General features: G+C 73.2%; 13 protein-coding genes and 1 pseudogene. 10 read left to right on the top strand and 4 right to left on the bottom strand.

Annotated features, from left to right (window positions below; genetic code table 11):
* The first annotated feature begins 10 nt into the window (after positions 1 to 10).
* On the top strand, positions 11 to 1,906 hold the full coding sequence (locus ACWERV_RS08590) for a GMC oxidoreductase (RefSeq protein ID WP_452930442.1): 1,896 nt from the start codon (positions 11 to 13) through the stop codon (positions 1,904 to 1,906).
* A gap of 434 nt (positions 1,907 to 2,340) precedes the next feature.
* Here ACWERV_RS08590 and ACWERV_RS08585 read toward each other — a convergent pair whose 3' ends face one another.
* Entirely contained in the window at positions 2,341 to 2,622 is a 282-nt protein-coding gene (locus tag ACWERV_RS08585) for a chorismate mutase (protein ID WP_452930440.1), read from the bottom strand.
* A 258-nt stretch (positions 2,623 to 2,880) separates the two neighbouring features.
* On the opposite strand from ACWERV_RS08585, the gene guaA reads away from it, so the two are divergent.
* Together guaA and ACWERV_RS08575 are read left to right on the top strand one after the other, a co-directional pair.
* The gene (gene guaA, locus ACWERV_RS08580) at positions 2,881 to 4,497 is read left to right on the top strand and encodes a glutamine-hydrolyzing GMP synthase (RefSeq protein ID WP_452930437.1); all 1,617 of its coding nucleotides are present in this window, start codon (positions 2,881 to 2,883) and stop codon (positions 4,495 to 4,497) included.
* A 164-nt stretch (positions 4,498 to 4,661) separates the two neighbouring features.
* Positions 4,662 to 5,216, top strand: coding sequence for a DoxX family protein (locus tag ACWERV_RS08575; RefSeq protein ID WP_452930434.1), 555 nt, complete (start codon positions 4,662 to 4,664; stop codon positions 5,214 to 5,216).
* Here ACWERV_RS08575 and ACWERV_RS08570 read toward each other — a convergent pair.
* Both ACWERV_RS08570 and ACWERV_RS08565 read right to left on the bottom strand, forming a co-directional pair.
* Entirely contained in the window at positions 5,164 to 5,382 is a 219-nt protein-coding gene (locus ACWERV_RS08570; protein ID WP_398185187.1) for a hypothetical protein, read from the bottom strand. The two genes, ACWERV_RS08575 and ACWERV_RS08570, sit on opposite strands and share 53 nt — an antisense overlap.
* Positions 5,379 to 6,719 carry a PspC domain-containing protein gene (locus ACWERV_RS08565; protein WP_452930430.1) on the bottom strand — a complete coding sequence of 447 codons (1,341 nt, stop codon included), beginning with the start codon at positions 6,717 to 6,719 and terminating at the stop codon, positions 5,379 to 5,381. Before ACWERV_RS08565 ends, ACWERV_RS08570 begins: the two co-directional genes overlap by 4 nt.
* Positions 6,720 to 6,887: 168 nt before the next feature.
* Between ACWERV_RS08565 and ACWERV_RS08560 the strand changes: the two genes are divergently transcribed.
* The 4 genes from ACWERV_RS08560 (at position 6,888) to ACWERV_RS08545 (ending at position 9,742) form a co-directional block, all read left to right on the top strand.
* Positions 6,888 to 8,288 (top strand): PspC domain-containing protein, encoded by a 1,401-nt coding sequence (locus ACWERV_RS08560; RefSeq protein WP_452930428.1) that lies wholly within the window; start codon positions 6,888 to 6,890, stop codon positions 8,286 to 8,288.
* Positions 8,285 to 8,971 (top strand): LuxR C-terminal-related transcriptional regulator, encoded by a 687-nt coding sequence (locus ACWERV_RS08555; protein ID WP_398185178.1) that lies wholly within the window; start codon positions 8,285 to 8,287, stop codon positions 8,969 to 8,971. Before ACWERV_RS08560 ends, ACWERV_RS08555 begins: the two co-directional genes overlap by 4 nt.
* Before the next feature lie 67 nt (positions 8,972 to 9,038).
* Complete coding sequence (locus ACWERV_RS08550; RefSeq protein ID WP_452930424.1) at positions 9,039 to 9,410, top strand: type II toxin-antitoxin system RelE/ParE family toxin; 372 nt, start codon at positions 9,039 to 9,041, stop codon at positions 9,408 to 9,410.
* Positions 9,407 to 9,742 carry a helix-turn-helix domain-containing protein gene (locus ACWERV_RS08545; protein ID WP_452930421.1) on the top strand — a complete coding sequence of 112 codons (336 nt, stop codon included), beginning with the start codon at positions 9,407 to 9,409 and terminating at the stop codon, positions 9,740 to 9,742. The genes ACWERV_RS08550 and ACWERV_RS08545 overlap by 4 nt, the downstream gene beginning before the upstream one ends.
* Before the next feature lie 60 nt (positions 9,743 to 9,802).
* On the opposite strand, the pseudogene ACWERV_RS08540 reads toward ACWERV_RS08545, so the two are convergent.
* A pseudogene (locus ACWERV_RS08540) lies at positions 9,803 to 9,961 on the bottom strand (SDR family oxidoreductase); the annotation flags it as partial.
* Here ACWERV_RS08540 and ACWERV_RS08535 point away from each other — a divergent pair.
* The 3 genes from ACWERV_RS08535 (at position 9,950) to ACWERV_RS08525 (ending at position 15,758) form a co-directional block, all read left to right on the top strand.
* Entirely contained in the window at positions 9,950 to 10,546 is a 597-nt protein-coding gene (locus tag ACWERV_RS08535) for a TetR/AcrR family transcriptional regulator (RefSeq protein ID WP_452930418.1), read from the top strand. The pseudogene ACWERV_RS08540 and the gene ACWERV_RS08535 sit on opposite strands and share 12 nt — an antisense overlap.
* Before the next feature lie 119 nt (positions 10,547 to 10,665).
* The gene (locus tag ACWERV_RS08530) at positions 10,666 to 11,595 is read left to right on the top strand and encodes a transglutaminase-like domain-containing protein (protein WP_452930415.1); all 930 of its coding nucleotides are present in this window, start codon (positions 10,666 to 10,668) and stop codon (positions 11,593 to 11,595) included.
* A gap of 422 nt (positions 11,596 to 12,017) precedes the next feature.
* Complete coding sequence (locus ACWERV_RS08525; protein WP_452930412.1) at positions 12,018 to 15,758, top strand: LamG domain-containing protein; 3,741 nt, start codon at positions 12,018 to 12,020, stop codon at positions 15,756 to 15,758.
* Positions 15,759 to 15,860: the final 102 nt, after the last annotated feature.

Raw genomic sequence — 15,860 nt, 5'->3', positions numbered from 1 at the left:
GGAGGCGCTTGTGACAGCGGAAGGCGAACCCCGCGGCTCTCGCGGGGCGGAGGACGGCTTCGACTACGACGTCCTCGTGATCGGCTCCGGCTTCGGCGGTTCGGTCGCCGCGCTGCGGCTGACCGAGAAGGGCTACACCGTCGGCGTGCTGGAGGCCGGCCGCCGCTTCGCCCGCGGCGAACTGCCCAGGAACTCCTGGGACCTGCGCAACTACCTGTGGGCGCCCGCGCTCGGCCTCTACGGCATCCAGCGCATCCACGTCCTCGGCAACGTCCTGGTCCTCGCCGGTGCGGGCGTCGGCGGCGGCTCGCTCAACTACGCCAACACCCTCTACGTACCGCCCGCCGCCTTCTTCCAGGACCGCCAGTGGGGCCACATCACCGACTGGCAGCGGGAGTTGACGCCGTACTACGACCAGGCCAAGCGCATGCTCGGGGTGCGGCTCAACCCGACCACCACACCCTCCGACGAGCATCTGAAGGCCGCGGCCCAGGAGATGGGCGTCGGCGACACCTTCCACCTCGCCCCGGTCGGTGTCTTCTTCGGCGACGGCGGCGACTCCGACGGCGCCGTCAAGGCCGCCCCCGGCGAGGAGGTGCCCGACCCGTACTTCGGCGGCGCGGGGCCCTCCCGGCGGGCCTGCACCGAGTGCGGGGAGTGCATGACCGGCTGCCGGCACGGCGCGAAGAACACCCTCAACGAGAACTACCTGCACCTGGCAGAACGGTCCGGCGCCACCGTCCACCCCATGACCACCGTCGTGGACCTCACCGAGGACGCGAGCGGAGGCTACCGGGTCACGACCGTGCCCACCGACCGCCGCCGCAAGGGCGCCCGCACCACCCTGCGCGCCCGCCAGGTCGTCGTCGCCGCGGGCACGTACGGGACGCAGACGCTGCTGCACACCATGCGCGACAGCGGCCGGCTGCCCGCCCTGTCGCCCCGGCTCGGCGAGCTGACCCGCACCAACTCCGAGGCCCTGGTGGGCGCCCAGACCTCGCCGCGCCGCTACCGGAAGAAGAACCCGGGCCGCGCCCCGGACTTCACCCGCGGGGTGGCGATCACCTCGTCCGTGCACCCCAACGACCACACCCACATCGAGCCGGTCCGCTACGGCCGCGGCTCCAACTCCATGGGCTCGTTCTCGATCCTGGCCGCGCCGTACCGCGGAAAGCTGCCGCGCTGGGCGGAGTTCGCCGGTGCCTACCTGCGGCACCCGCTGCTCGCGGTGCTGTCGCTGTCCAACCGGCGCTGGTCGGAGCGCACCATCATCGGCCTGGTCATGCAGACCAGCGACAACTCCCTGGCCACGTACCGCAAGAAGCGCGGCCCCGGCAAGGGCCTGCTGACCGCCCGGCAGGGCCACGGCGAGCCCAACCCCGTGCACATCCCCGAGGGCGCGCGGGCCGCGCAGCTCATCGCCGAGCAGATCAACGGCTTCGCGGGCAGCAACATCGGCGAGGCCGTCAACCGCCCGATGACCGCGCACTTCCTCGGCGGCTGCCCGATCGGCGAGGACGCCGAGCACGGCGTCATCGACCCCTACCACCGGCTCTACGGGCACCCGGGCATCCATGTCGTGGACGGCGCCGCGGTGTCGGCGAACCTCGGCGTCAACCCGTCGCTCACCATCACCGCCCAGGCCGAACGCGCGATGTCGCTGTGGCCCAACAAGGGCGAGGAGGACCCGCGTCCGGCCCAGGGCGAGCCCTACCGCGAGATCCCGGCCGTGCCGCCGGCCGAACCGGCGGTGCCCGACAGCGCGTTCGGCGCGCTGCGGCTGCCGCTGCTGCCCGTTCCCGCGGTGCCGCCGGCCCGCGGACAGGCGGCGGGAGCCACGGCTCCGGGGGACGAGGGGGCTCCCGGAGCCGCCGCACAGGACGCGGAGGACTCCTCTTCCCGGTGAAAGAGCACCGAACGCGCCTGTACGCACGGTAATGTGTGCGTTACGGTGCTCTCGGTGCAATTGCGGCAGCGGGTGCCGTGAGAGGTGCCGCAGAGCGGCCGGACCCGGGCGTCCCCGGAGCCGACCGCCTCTTGGAGTCGTGACCGGGCTGCTGTCCCCTGCCGTCCGGTCACTGGCTGCCGCTGCGAGGTCCCACGGCGGCGCATCGCTGCGCCGCCTCATCGCACCGGCCCACACCCCGCCCAGCTGCGTCTGGGCGGTGTCCACTTCCACGCGTGGTGTTGGCGACCGCCCCTGGCTGGCACGGACACCACCTCCAACGAAGGCACCGCGGGGCGGTCACGTGCCGTTCGGGTGATGCCCCCCGAAAGGGTCGCGCCCGCGCGCCGCGTTGTCCCGCCGCGCCCGGACGCGACCCACCGTGCCCGGCCGTGTCACACCGTGCCGCGGCACAGCTCCAGCAGCGTCATCGCGACCGAGGTGCCCGGCCGCCCGAGCGCGTCCCCGTACGTGCGCAGGATCTCCATCTCGCGGGCCAGGTGCACGCGCCGCCCGCCGGCCCCCATCCGTGCCTGCTGGACGGCCCGCGACGCCGCCATGCGCTCCTCGACCAGGGCGATGATGCGGGTGTCCAGGTCGTCGATCCGCGCCCGGTTCGCCGCGATCACCTCGTCGGGGGTGGGCGCGTCCTGCTGCTGCGGTGCCGGTGTCGTCATGTCTGCTCCTCGGGTCCGGTCGGTGGTGGACCTCCGGGAGCCGCGGTGCCGTCCCGCCCGGGAAACGGCAGGCGCCCCGGGCGGTGAGCCCGGGGCGCCTGGAAGTCGCGGTGTCAGCGGCACACGCGACGCGACCATGGCAGCCGGCCGGGCCAGTTGCCATAGGTAAACGCGAAGGTGTGCGCGGTCATGGGGGTGAGTGTAGCGGCGGTAGAATCGGAGATCGACCCCCCTTCGCAGACCGCCGGAAGGCAGCACGTGGCACCAGCGACCCCCGCGAACACCGAGACGCCCAGGACCGACGAACTGACGCCCGAGAACGACACGGTCCTCGTCGTCGACTTCGGGGCGCAGTACGCCCAGCTCATCGCCCGCCGGGTGCGCGAGGCCAGGGTCTACAGCGAGATCGTCCCCTCGACCATGCCGGTCCAGGAGATGCTGGCCAAGCGCCCCAAGGCCGTCATACTCTCCGGCGGCCCCTCGTCCGTCTACGAGCCGGGCGCGCCGACGCTGGACCCGGCGCTGTTCGAGGCCGGTGTCCCCGTCTTCGGCATGTGCTACGGCTTCCAGATCATGGCCACCACGCTGGGCGGCACGGTAGACAACACCGGCGCGCGCGAGTACGGCCGTACCGCGCTGAGCGTCTCGCGGCCCGGCTCCACGCTCTTCGAGGGCACCCCGGCCGAGCAGTCGGTGTGGATGTCGCACGGCGACGCGTGCTCGGCCGCGCCCGAGGGCTTCACCGTCACCGCGTCCACCGACCTGGTGCCGGTCGCGGCGTTCGAGAACGACGAGAAGCGGCTCTACGGCGTCCAGTACCACCCCGAGGTGCTGCACAGTACGCACGGCCAGCAGATCCTGGAGCACTTCCTCTACCGCGGCGCGGGCCTGGCCCCGACGTGGACGGCGGAGAACGTCGTCGAGGAGCAGGTCGCCGCGATCCGCGCGCAGGTCGGCAGCAGCCGGGCGATCTGCGGGCTGTCCGGCGGGGTGGACTCCGCGGTCGCCGCGGCCCTCGTCCAGCGCGCCATCGGCAGCCAGCTGACCTGCGTCTACGTCGACCACGGCCTGATGCGCAAGGGCGAGACGGAGCAGGTCGAGAAGGACTTCGTCGCCGCGACCGGCGTGCAGCTGAAGGTCGTCGACGCCTCCGAGCGCTTCCTGAACGCGCTGGCCGGGGTGTCCGACCCGGAGCAGAAGCGCAAGATCATCGGGCGGGAGTTCATCCGGGTCTTCGAGCAGGCGCAAGCCGAGATCGTCGCCGAGGCGCCCGGTGACCACCCGGTGGAGTTCCTGGTGCAGGGCACCCTCTACCCCGACATCGTCGAGTCCGGCGGCGGCACCGGCACCGCGAACATCAAGTCGCACCACAACGTCGGCGGCCTCCCCGAGGATCTGGAGTTCCGGCTCGTCGAGCCGCTGCGCCAGCTGTTCAAGGACGAGGTCCGGATGGTCGGCCAGGAGCTGGGCCTGCCCGAGGAGATCGTGCAGCGCCAGCCGTTCCCCGGCCCCGGCCTGGGCATCCGCATCGTCGGCGAGGTCACCCGCGAGCGGCTGGAGCTGCTGCGCGAGGCCGACGCGATCGCCCGCGAGGAGCTGACGGCGGCCGGGCTGGACCGGGAGATCTGGCAGTGCCCGGTCGTGCTGCTCGCCGACGTCCGCTCGGTCGGCGTCCAGGGCGACGGCCGCACCTACGGCCACCCGGTCGTGCTGCGCCCCGTCTCGTCCGAGGACGCGATGACCGCCGACTGGTCGCGCCTGCCCTACGACGTCCTGGCCCGGATCTCCACCCGCATCACCAACGAGGTCCGCGACGTCAACCGGGTCGTCCTCGACATCACCAGCAAGCCCCCGGGCACCATCGAGTGGGAGTGATCTCCCGCACACACCGGAAGATCCCGGCGGCCGCACGGCCGCCGGGATCTTTTTTGCGCCCGCGGTGAGACACAGCTCGCTGGTGTACGTATGACTGTCTGACACCGGCAGGGCGGAGGGGACGCTTCCGCGACGGCGACCGGCGGCGGGAGAGGCGGAGGACGATGCGCGAGACGGTCGAGAAGTGGCGGGCGGTCGCCGGGCGGTACGCACTGCTGCCGCTGCGGGTGTTCCTCGGGGTGACGTTCGTCTACGCCGGGCTGGACAAGCTGACCAGCGACAGCTTCTTCACCGACAGCGCCAACGGCTCGCTGCTGCAGATCCTGCACGCCTCGCACGACACCGCCGCGATCCCCGGCCTGGTGGACCTCGCGCTCAAGGCGCCGCACGGCTTCGGCTACGCGATCGCGCTGGGGGAGATCGCCGTCGGGCTCGGCACGCTCGCCGGGCTCTTCGGGCGGGTGGCCGCCGCGGGCGGGGCGCTGATCTCGCTGAGCCTGTGGCTCACCGTGAGCTGGCCCACCACGCCCTACTACTACGGCAACGACCTCGCCTACCTGATGGCCTGGCTGCCGCTGGTGCTCGCCGGGACGCCGCTGCTGTCGGCCGACCGGCTGCTCGCCGTACGCCGGGAGCGCGCGGCCGGTGCGCCGGGCGCCCCCGACGTCACCCGCGCGCCCGGCGCGAGCGCGCCCGTACGGACCGCACCGCCTGCGTGAGCACCCCCGTGACGGCGGCCAGCACCAGGCCGCCGCCCGCCAGCCAGGAGGCCGTGCGCCACCCCAGGTGCCACACGCCGCCCGCGTCCAGCAGGAAGAACACCGCCAGGGTGCACAGCACCAGGCCCATCACCAGGGCCGCGGGTTCGAACCGGTGCCTGTTCACCTGACCACCTTCAGCTGGCCCACGCCCACCTCGACGTGGAGATCGACCGTTCCGTGCGCGGGGACGCCCGCCGCCGGGCGCAGCGTCACCGTGCCGTGCTTGTCCGACTGGATACGCACCCCGTCGTTGACCTTGTCCGGCAGCACCAGCTCGGCCAGACCCAGGTCGTAGTCGAGCACCACCGTCGCGTCCTTCGGCAGCCGTACCTCCGCCAGGCCCGCGCCCACCTTGACGTGCGAGCCGACCGTCGCGCCCGCGGGCAGCTCCAGGACCGACAGGTCCAGCAGCCCGCGGCCGGTGCCGCGTTCGTACAGCGTCCGCACCTGGCCCGCGTCCGCCGGGCGCCACGTCGTGGTGCCGACACCGGGGCCGCCCGCCGTGGGCAGCGCCGTCACACCGACCAGCGCGCCCAGCGTCAGGACGGCGAAGAAGGCCGTGCCGCCGCGGGCCCGCCCCGCGAACGACGCCACCACGAAGGCCGCGCCCAGCACGGCCAGCGCCGACGCCAGCCCGATCTCCGCGCTGACCGCCGCAGGCTGGTAGGGCCAGGACACCCCCGTGCCGACGCCGAGCGCCGTGACCGTCAGCAGCAGCACGGCGAGCGCGAACGGCCACGAGCGCTCCTGCCCCTGCCGCACCGCCTTCTTCCGGTCCCGCCACGCCTGCCGGTCCTCGTCGCCGTACGGCCCGTCGTCCGGGCCCCACAGATACCGCGGCAGCTCCTTCGTCAGCGGGTCCCGCCACCACGAGGGCCGCCCCGGCTCCGGCGGCGGCGCCACCGCGGGCGGCGCGTCCACCACCGCCGCCGCGGCGGCCGGGGAGACCGGAGGCGCGGGGGACTGGCGGCGCTGCGACCAGTACACGGCGCCCGCGGTCGCGAAGAGCAGCACGAGCGAGAAGGCCTGGTTGGTGGCGTTGCCGAGCATCGAGGCGTACAGGCCGCAGCCGACGAGCGTCATGAGCACGGCGGTGAGCGGCGCGCCCTCGATGCGTCCCGACATCAGCCGGTGCGCCTCGCTCTGCTCCTCGTCCTCCTGCGGGATGACGAGCCAGCCCATCCCGTACACGATCAGGCCTATGCCGCCGGTGAGGGCGAGCACGGCGAGCACGATGCGGAAGATCACCGGGTCGAGCCCGAAGTACCGCCCGGCCCCGTCGCACACGCCCGCCACGACGCGCCGCTCCCGGCCGCGGGTGATCCGCGGGCGGGCGGGGCGGTCGGCCCGCTCACCGCTGCCGCTGTCGGTGCCGGGGGGTGCCTCCTCCGGCGCCGGGGCGCGGGTGGCGCCCGCCTCCGTGCGGGCGGCGGGGGGCTCGTCGGTCGGCTCGTCCGTCATAGCCACCATGGTGGCCGTTCGCGGCACGCCCCGGCACCCGGTCCGACCCTGGTAGGACCCTGATCCGACCCTGGGGCCCTCCCCGGGGCCGCCCCCGGCGGGCGGCGGCGACCCTTGGGGGGTCAACCCTGATGCCCGGCGGGGGCCGGACGTGTGACGATCGGGGGTATGTCAGCGAGCAGCGCCCCGGCCGGGGCGCACACCCGACCCCCGGGCGGCGCCGCGCGCAGCGCGGGCTCCGCCGGCGGCGAGCGCGGCGCGCCCGGCGTGTCCGGCGCGCCCGCGGGCAAGGGCGCGCGCGGCGCGGGCGGGGGCCCCACGGGCGCGTCCTTCCTCAACCCGCCCGACCCCGCCGCCGGTCCGCGCCGCCTCTACCGCAGCTCCGAGGGCCGCTGGGTCGGCGGCGTCGCACGCGGCCTGGCCGGGCACCTCGCGCTGCCGGTGCTGTGGGTGCGGGTGCTCTTCCTGACGCTCGCCTCCTTCAACGGCATCGGCGTGCTGCTCTACGCCGTCTTCTGGTTCTTCGTCCCGCTCGGTGTCGGCGGCGTCGCGGAGGCCAAGGAGCCGCGCGACGCCCGTTCCTGGCTGGCCGGGCGCCGCCCCGACAAGGGCCAGGTCATCGCGCTCATCGCGCTCGCCGTCGGCACGGTCGTCCTCATCGACAACCTCAACCTGGGCGTCGCCAACCGGGCGGTGTGGCCGCTGCTGGTCATCGGGCTGGGCGCCGCGCTGGTGTGGCGGCAGGCGGACAACGCGCGCAAGGCCCGCTGGGTCGAGATGAGCCAGGGCAAGCGGTTCTGGCCGCTGGTGCGGGCCGCGGGCGGCATCGCCCTGGTCGTCGCGGGTGTCACGGGCTTCATCGTGGTGCGCGGCTCCGGCAGCCACCTCGGCGCGATCCTCCAGGCGGCGCTCGCCGTCCTGGTCGGCGTCGCGCTCATCGCGGGCCCCTACCTGGTGCGGATGACGCAGGACCTGTCGGCGGAGCGGCTGGCCCGTATCCGCGCCCAGGAGCGGGCCGAGGTCGCCGCGCACGTCCACGACTCGGTGCTGCACACGCTGACGCTGATCCAGCGCAACGCCGACGACCCGCGCGAGGTCTCCCGGCTGGCCCGCGCCCAGGAACGCGAACTGCGCGCGTGGCTCTACCGCCCCGAGGGCACCGGCCGCGACGACGAGCCGACGACGCTCGCCGACGCGGTGCGCGCGGCCGCCGCCGAGGTCGAGGACGCGCACGGGGTGCCCGTCGAGGTGGTGTGCGTCGGCGACTGCCCGCTCGACGACCGCCTCGTCGCGACGATGCAGGCCGCGCGGGAGGCCATGGTCAACGCGGCCAAGTACGGTGGCGGCGGGGCGGTGCAGGTCTACGCCGAGGTCGAGGACGGCAAGGTCTTCGTGTCGGTGCGCGACCACGGGCCGGGCTTCGACATCGACGCCGTGCCGGAGGACCGGATGGGCGTCAGGGAATCGATCATCGGCCGGATGCGGCGCAACGGCGGCGAGGCGCGGCTGCGCCCCGCGCCGGGCGGCGGCACGGAAGTCGAACTGGAGATGGAGAGGGCCACGACATGACGGACACCGAGGGCGGCGGGCGCCGCCACGTACGGGTGGTGCTGGTGGACGACCACCGGATGTTCCGCACCGGCGTGCAGGCGGAGATCGGCGCGACGGACGAGACGGGCGTGGAGGTCGTCGGCGAGGCGGCCGACGTCGACCAGGCGGTCACCGTCGTCACCGCGACCCGCCCGGAGGTCGTCCTGCTCGACGTCCACCTCCCCGGCGGCGGCGGCGTTGAGGTGCTGCGCCGCTGCGCGACCCTCGCCGCGGACCCCGAGCAGCCCGTGCGCTTCCTCGCCCTGTCCGTGTCCGACGCGGCCGAGGACGTCATCGGCGTCATCCGCGGCGGCGCGCGCGGCTACGTCACCAAGACCATCACCGGCCCCGACCTGATCGACTCCATCTTCCGCGTCCGCGACGGCGACGCCGTCTTCTCCCCCCGCCTGGCCGGCTTCGTCCTCGACGCCTTCGCCTCCACCGACGCCCCGCCCGTCGACGAGGACCTCGACCGCCTCACCCAGCGCGAACGCGAGGTCCTCCGCCTCATCGCCCGCGGCTACGCGTACAAGGAGATCGCCAAGCAGCTCTTCATCTCGGTGAAGACCGTCGAATCCCACGTCTCCGCGGTCCTCCGCAAACTCCAGCTCTCCAACCGCCACGAACTCACCCGCTGGGCGACCGCCCGCCGACTGGTCTGAGGAGTCACAAGGGATCCGGGTCCGCGTGGTCGGGATGCGGAGGTAAAGGATTTGCTACACTCCCGGTGTGGATGAGTGGGAGATCCGGGTGACCGACGAGCTGCTGGCCTGGATCAAGTCGCTGGACGAGGCATCCCGTGCGCAGGTAGTTGACGCGGTGGACCGACTTGCCGAAGCCGGACCCGGACTGGGGCGCCCCCTGGTCGATCGCGTGACGGGCTCCGACGTCCACAACATGAAGGAGCTACGCCCAGGCTCGGCCGGGCGGTCAGAGATCCGGGTCCTCTTCGTCTTCGATCCCTGGCGGTCGGCGATCCTGCTGGTGGGCGGCGACAAGTCGGGCGAATGGGCGCGGTGGTATCGCCACGCGATTCCGCGAGCCGAAGAACTGTACGAGGATTACCTCAGGGAGCGGTCGGCCGAGGAGGAGCCATCATGACGGACTTTCCCAAGTGGAGCGACGTCCGGGCCGGGGTCGTCGCCGATGCGGGGGGCGAGGAGGCGGTGGCCGAGGCCCGGCGGCGGAATCAGGCGTATGTCGACGGTCACCGTCTTGCCGAGCGACGCACCGCTCTGGGGCTTTCGCAGAGTGACGTCGCGGCCCGGATGGCGGTCACGAAGAGCCGTGTGTCGCAGATCGAGCGCGGCGAGGTGTCGACCGTCGAGGTCATCGCCCGCTACGTCGAGGCACTCGGCGGCACGCTCCAGGTGGCCGCCGTCTTCGGGGACGACCACTACATCCTGCGCGGCACGGACACGCACGCCGCCTGAGCCGCACCGGCGCAGGCGGCGAACGGCAGCCCGGAGGGCGCGCCCTCCGGGCCAGGATCACTACAGGCCGGAGCCGCCCGTGGCGTCGATGACGCGGCCGCTGACCCAGCGGGGGTCGTCGGAGGCGAGGAAGGCGACGACGTCGGCGACGTCTTCGGGCTGGCCGACGCGGCCGAGGGCGGAGAGGGCGGCGGCTTTGGCTTCGGCTTGGGGATTGCCGCCGCGACCCGGCTGTTCTGGGAACGCGGCTACGAGGCCACCTCCATCGGCGACCTGACGGAGGCCATGGGCATCCGGCCGGGCAGCCTCTACGCCGCCTTCGGCGACAAGAAGTCGCTCTTCCACGAGGTGGTCCGGGTGTACGGGGACACCCCCACCGGCGCCTTCCTCGGCCGCGCCCTCGCCGAGGAGCCCACGGCCCGCGACGCCGTCGCCCGTATGCTGCGCGAGGCCGCGGTCAACTACGTCTGCACGAGCCACCCCGCGGGCTGCCTGACGATCAGCGCCGCCACCAACGTCAGCCCGCAGGACGCCGAGGTGCAGACCTTCCTGTGCGGGCTGCGCACCGCCAACATCGACGCCTTCGAGGCCCGGCTGCGTACCGCCGAGCAGGCCGGTGAGCTGCCCGCGGGGACCGACGCCCGGTCGCTCGCCGCCTACTTCGCCGCCGTCCTCCAGGGCATGTCGCAGCGCGCCCGGGACGGCGCCACCGCGCAGGAGCTGGCCGCGACCGCCGAACTGGCCCTCGCCGCCTGGCCGGAGGCCGCCGCGGCCCGGAAGGCGGGTGTGACGGACGGGAGTTAATGCCCTGGACATTTCGCGGCGAAATTTGGCACGGTGGGCGCGGTCGGCCGCGTTCCGAGCGCGTCGGTGGGGCTGCCGCACCCTTCCGTCATTCCCTTGCGCCTCTCGGAGGCCCCGCCGTGCCCGCTCCCCGTCTCACCCCCGAGGCTGCCGCGTACTACGCCGCACAGAGCCCGACGTCCGACCCCGGCGCGTACGCCGGACTCCTCGCGGATCTGCCGCGCGACCCCGGCGGGCTCGCCCGGGTCGTACGGGGGCTGATGATCCACCGGGTCGAGGGCGGCCAGTGGGACATCCCGATCGCCGACGACCGGATGCGCGACGACGCCGAGACGCGCTACATCGACGACATCCTCGGGCTCGTCGCCGCCCGCGACCCCGGTCCGCTCACCGCCCGCCGCGCGTGGTCGGACCGCTTCGTCGGCATCTGCCGGGACTTCACGCTGCTGCACGTCGCCCTGCTGCGCCACTTCGGCATACCGGCGCGGCTGCGCTCCGGCTTCGCCACGTACTTCTCCGACGAGGGCTTCCACTGGGACCACGTCGCCACCGAGTACTGGGACGCCGAACGCGGCTGGCTGCTCGCCGACGCGCAGATCGCCGACCCCGAGCACTACGCGTACGGCTTCGACCCGATGGACGTCCCGCGCGACCGGTTCATCGTCGCGGGCCAGGCCTGGCAGGCGATCCGCGCGGGCGACGCCGACCCGATGCGCTTCGGCCTCGACCTGGAGGACACCCCGTTGCTCGGCGAGCGCTTCGTCGCGGGCAACGTCCGCTACGACCTCTCGGCGCTCAACAAGGTCGAGACGCTGCTGTGGGACGTCTGGGGCGCGGGCTCGGAGTCCGCCACCGACGTCGGTGCGGACGGCGGGCTGTCGGATGAGCTGTACGCGCTCTACGACCACGCCGCCGCCGTGACGGCCGGCCCCGACCCGGATTTCGCGGCCGTCCGCGCCCTCTTCGCCACGGAGGACCGCCTCCGTACCCCGCGGACCGTGCGCTCCCTCGCCCCGCTGCGCGGACCCGCCACGGTCACCCTGCGCTGAAAGCCGGCGGATTTCGCCGCAGCGTCCCCTTCTCCGCCGATTTCACCGTTTGCCGTCTTCGCCGGAAAGGTATTCGAGGGCGCTCCAGGTCTCTGCGCGTGCGGGATGAAACTTTTCCCGGCCGATCACCCTGTTTCGGGCACGCGGCAGGGTGATCGCCCATCTCCAGCCTCTTTCTTCCCTCAGTGCTCCACAGTTTCATCGAAGGGAATACACCCTTCCATCTCCTGTTGTTAATGTGGAATAAACCGTACCGGGGGTGTTTGTCGCGGGTAATTGCAAACGGCAAAGTTTGTATTGACGGTGCCTCGTCGGCGGTGTTTCCCTTGCTCCGTTTGTAAATTCGCAGCGCTCATTGGGTGGGTATTGTGAAACGGAGTGCAACAGGCCGCCGCCTTCCGGGGGCGGGCAGGCTCAGACCGGTGGTCGCGGTGTTCGCCGCGGCCGGGCTGCTGTCGGTGCTGCCGGCGGTCGGCGGCGCGCCCGCCGTGGCCGACGGCGGGCAGAAGGCCGCGGCCGCGAGCGGCGCGGCGGCGAAGACCGCCTCGCAGCGGGCCGCGCAGAGCGGCAAGCGGGTCGAGGTCACCGAGGACAGAACCGAGTTCGCCACCGTCTACGCGAACCCGGACGGCTACACGTACACCCAGGAGACCTCCGCGGTGCCGGTGCGGGTGCGCACCGGATCCGGCGGCTGGACGCGACCGGACGCCACGCTGGTGCGGCGCCCGGACGGCAGCGTCGGGCCCAAGGCCGCGATGGTGGACCTGGCCTTCTCCGGCGGCGGTTCACCGCGGATGGTGACGATCGGCAGCCAGGGCAAGGACATCTCCCTGACCTGGCCCGGCACGCTGCCGAAGCCGGTGCTCGACGGCGACAGCGCCGTCTACCCGGAGGTGCTGCTGGGGGTGGACCTGCGGCTGACGGCGTCGGTGCAGGGCTACCGCGAGGTGCTGGTGGTCAAGACCCCGCAGGCCGCCGCGAACGCCGACCTCAAGCGGCTGGCCTTCGGCGTGCGCAGCAGCGGCCTGAACGTCACTCCGCTGGCCGGCGGCGGCCTGGCGGGCGTGGACGACAACGGCACGCAACTCTTCACCGCGCCGCCCGCCCAGATGTGGGACTCGCACGGCACCGGGCCTGCCGCCCGGACCCGCACCCTGTCCGCGTCCCCGGCGACGCAGCAGGCCACGGGACAGGCCGCACCGCAGGCCACCGGGCAGGCCGCGCCCCAGGCCCAGGCCACCCCCGCGGACCCGCCGCCCGACTCCGCCGTGGACGGTCCGGCGCCCGGCGCGGGGGCGGTGGACCTCCCCGTCACCGTGTCGGCCGACGCGCTGGCCCTCACGCCCGACGCACATCTGCTCGCGCAGACCGACCCGGCCGCGTACCCGCTCTACATCGACCCCAACGTCAGCCTCTCCTCCGGATCGCCCGAGCGCACCCTGCTGCGCAGCGACGGCTACGACGACTACGCCTGGGCCAACGGCACCAACGGCGAGGGCGACGGCAAGTGCGGGACCTGGAACGGCTACTACTGCGGGCCCGGTTACGTGCAGAAGCTGTACTTCCAGTTCACGCCCGGCAACCTCAAGGGCAAGCAGGTGCTGTCCGCGACCTTCCGGGTGACGTCCCCGTGGGCCTTCCAGTGCTCGGCCCGGCAGACCGACCTGGTGCGCACCAACAACATCTCGTCCTCCACCACCTGGGCGACCCGCCCCAAGGAACTGGACTGGATGGTCGACGAGTCCTTCTCGGCGGGCCGCGGCTCGTCCTGCGACCCGGACACCCCGGACGCGCCGATCGAGTTCAAGGACAACCCGTCGGAGTCAGACGAGAACCTCACGCCGACGGTGCGGGACTTCGCGGCGGGCAAGTTCGCCAAGCTCACCCTGGAACTGCGGGCGCACGACGAGGGCGACACCTCGGCGTGGAAGCGCTTCAAGAACGACGCGACGCTCACCGTCACGTACGTGGGCCTGCCCGTGCCGCCCACCTACGCCGGTATCCAGGAGGGCAGCGGCATCTCCTGCGAGCCCAGCGCCTCCGCGCCGGACGTGGTCGCCGACCCGCACCCGCAGCTGACCGCGCGGCCTCAGGTCGCGTCGGGCGGCACCTCGGCGGGCGCGCCCGCCAAGCTGCGGGTGGACTTCCAGATGCAGCAGCAGTCGGCGTCCGGCACCTGGTCGGTGGTCACCGAACCGATCAGACCCATGGCACCGGACTTCGCGGGGGCAAACTCCACCGTCTCGACCCCGACCCCGGTCACCCTCACCGAGGGCACGCTCTACCGGCTGGCGGCCTCCACCTGGTCGTACGAGGACAACCAGAGCACGCACATCAACTCCCACAGCACCGTGACCACGCACGGCTGGTGCTACTTCAAGGTCGACACCACCGCGCCCAAGCCGCCGCAGGTGACCTTCGGCGGCCCGTACACCCCGTGCACCACCAACGACTGCCAGGCCGCGGGCGGCCCCGGCCAGGCGGGTGCCTTCACCTTCGCCGCGGCGTCCGGTGACAAGGTGTCGGGCTTCCAGTACAAGCTGGCCAGCGGCGGCTGGTCGTCGACGATCAGCGGCGCGGGCCCGGTGACGGTGCACATCACCCCGCAGCTCACCGGCACCCAGCAGCTCCAGGTGCGCGCCAAGGACGACGTGGGCACCGGGCGGTGGGGCGCGCAGACCATCGTGGCGTTCAAGGTCGCCGAGGGCGCCGACGCGATCGGCCGCTGGCACTTCGACGACGCGGCCCCGGGCAGCGTCACGGTGGTCGCCGCCGACAGCGCGACGGAGGCCGGTGCCCGGCACCCGGCGACCCTGCGCAACGCGGGTGCCGGCTGGTCGAGTCTGGCCCGGCGCGGGGACGCCGACCGGTCGCTGTGGCTCAACGACACCACCGCGACCGCCCAGCAGACCGGCTACGCCGACACCGCGGGCCCGGTGGTGAACACGCAGGACTCCTTCACCGTCTCCGCGTGGGTGCGGCTGTCCGACACCGACAACTACCACACCGTGCTGTCGCAGACCTCCAGCGACAAGAGCAGCTTCACGCTGCGCTACTCGCCGGGCGTGCACCGCTGGGTCTTCCTGTGGACCTGGCCGTCCGGCGGCAAGGTGACCTGGCTCGGCGCGAACGGCCTCAGCGACGTCGTCGCCGACGAGTGGACCTACGTGGCCGCGTCCTACGACGCCACCGCGGGCACCGTCGCGCTGTACGTCAACGGTGTGCCGCAGGGCGCGCCGGTGGCGCTGCCCGCCGGTGCCAAGGCCTCCGCGAGCGACGGGCCGCTGGAGTTCGGCCGCTACAACGACCCCAACAAGGCGGCCTGGACGGAGTACTGGAAGGGCCGGATCGACGAGGTCGAGGTGTGGCAGCGCGCGCTCACGCCCGAGGAGATCGCGCTGGACGCGCGGCTGCTGGACGAGAACGGCAAACCCGCCGTGGAGAACGTCGGCTACTGGTCGCCCGACCCCGCGGCCACCGGCACCGCCGACCTGGCCGACGCGGGCAGCGGCTACGGCCGGGCGCTGACCCTGCAGAACGGCGCCTCCGTCGCCGACGGCGCGCTCGTGCTGGACGGTGTCAACGACGCCGCCGCCACGCCGCAGCCGCTGGTGGACGAGACCGGCTCGTTCACCGTCACCACCAGCGTCCAGATCGACCAGGACGCGATGCTCGCCAAGCCGGACGGCTACACCGCGCAGGTCGTCGGCCAGCGGTCCGCGGACGGCTCGTCGTGGGGCCTGTGGTACCAGCTCACCGGGCGGACAACGGCGCTGGACGACGACCTGAACGTGATCACCGTGCCGACCAGCCGGTGGCTGTTCGGCCGGATCAACGCGGACGGCAGCTTCTCCGGCGCCGCCTCGGCCGTCGCGGTCGGCGCCGGCGACAGCGGCGACACCTCCAACGGCGAGGGCGCGGTCCGGGTGACCGGTGTGTACGACGCGCAGGACGGCACCGGCACCGCGACCCTCTACCTCGGGGAGAGCGGCCAGGAGACCCAGGCGTACACCGCGCAGCCCGGCACCGCGAGCTTCACGGTCGGCGACGGCTACGTGGCCGGTGTCTGGGGCCACTACCTGCCGGCCCGCGTCGGGGAGGTCCGGGTCTGGACGGGCGCGATGAGCGACCCCGACCAGATCGGCTCGGTCATCGGCGACTGACCGCACACCCGGCGACCGGGCGGGCCGCACCCGCGTCCCGCCCGGTCCCTCCGAAAAACCTCTCGTCCGCACCACCGCTCCACCCCACCGCGGCCGGCACCG

It is taken from the genome of Streptomyces sp. NPDC004031, assembly GCF_053604375.1.
Note: the sequence above shows the minus strand (reverse complement) of the source record. Positions and strands in the feature narration are given on the sequence as shown.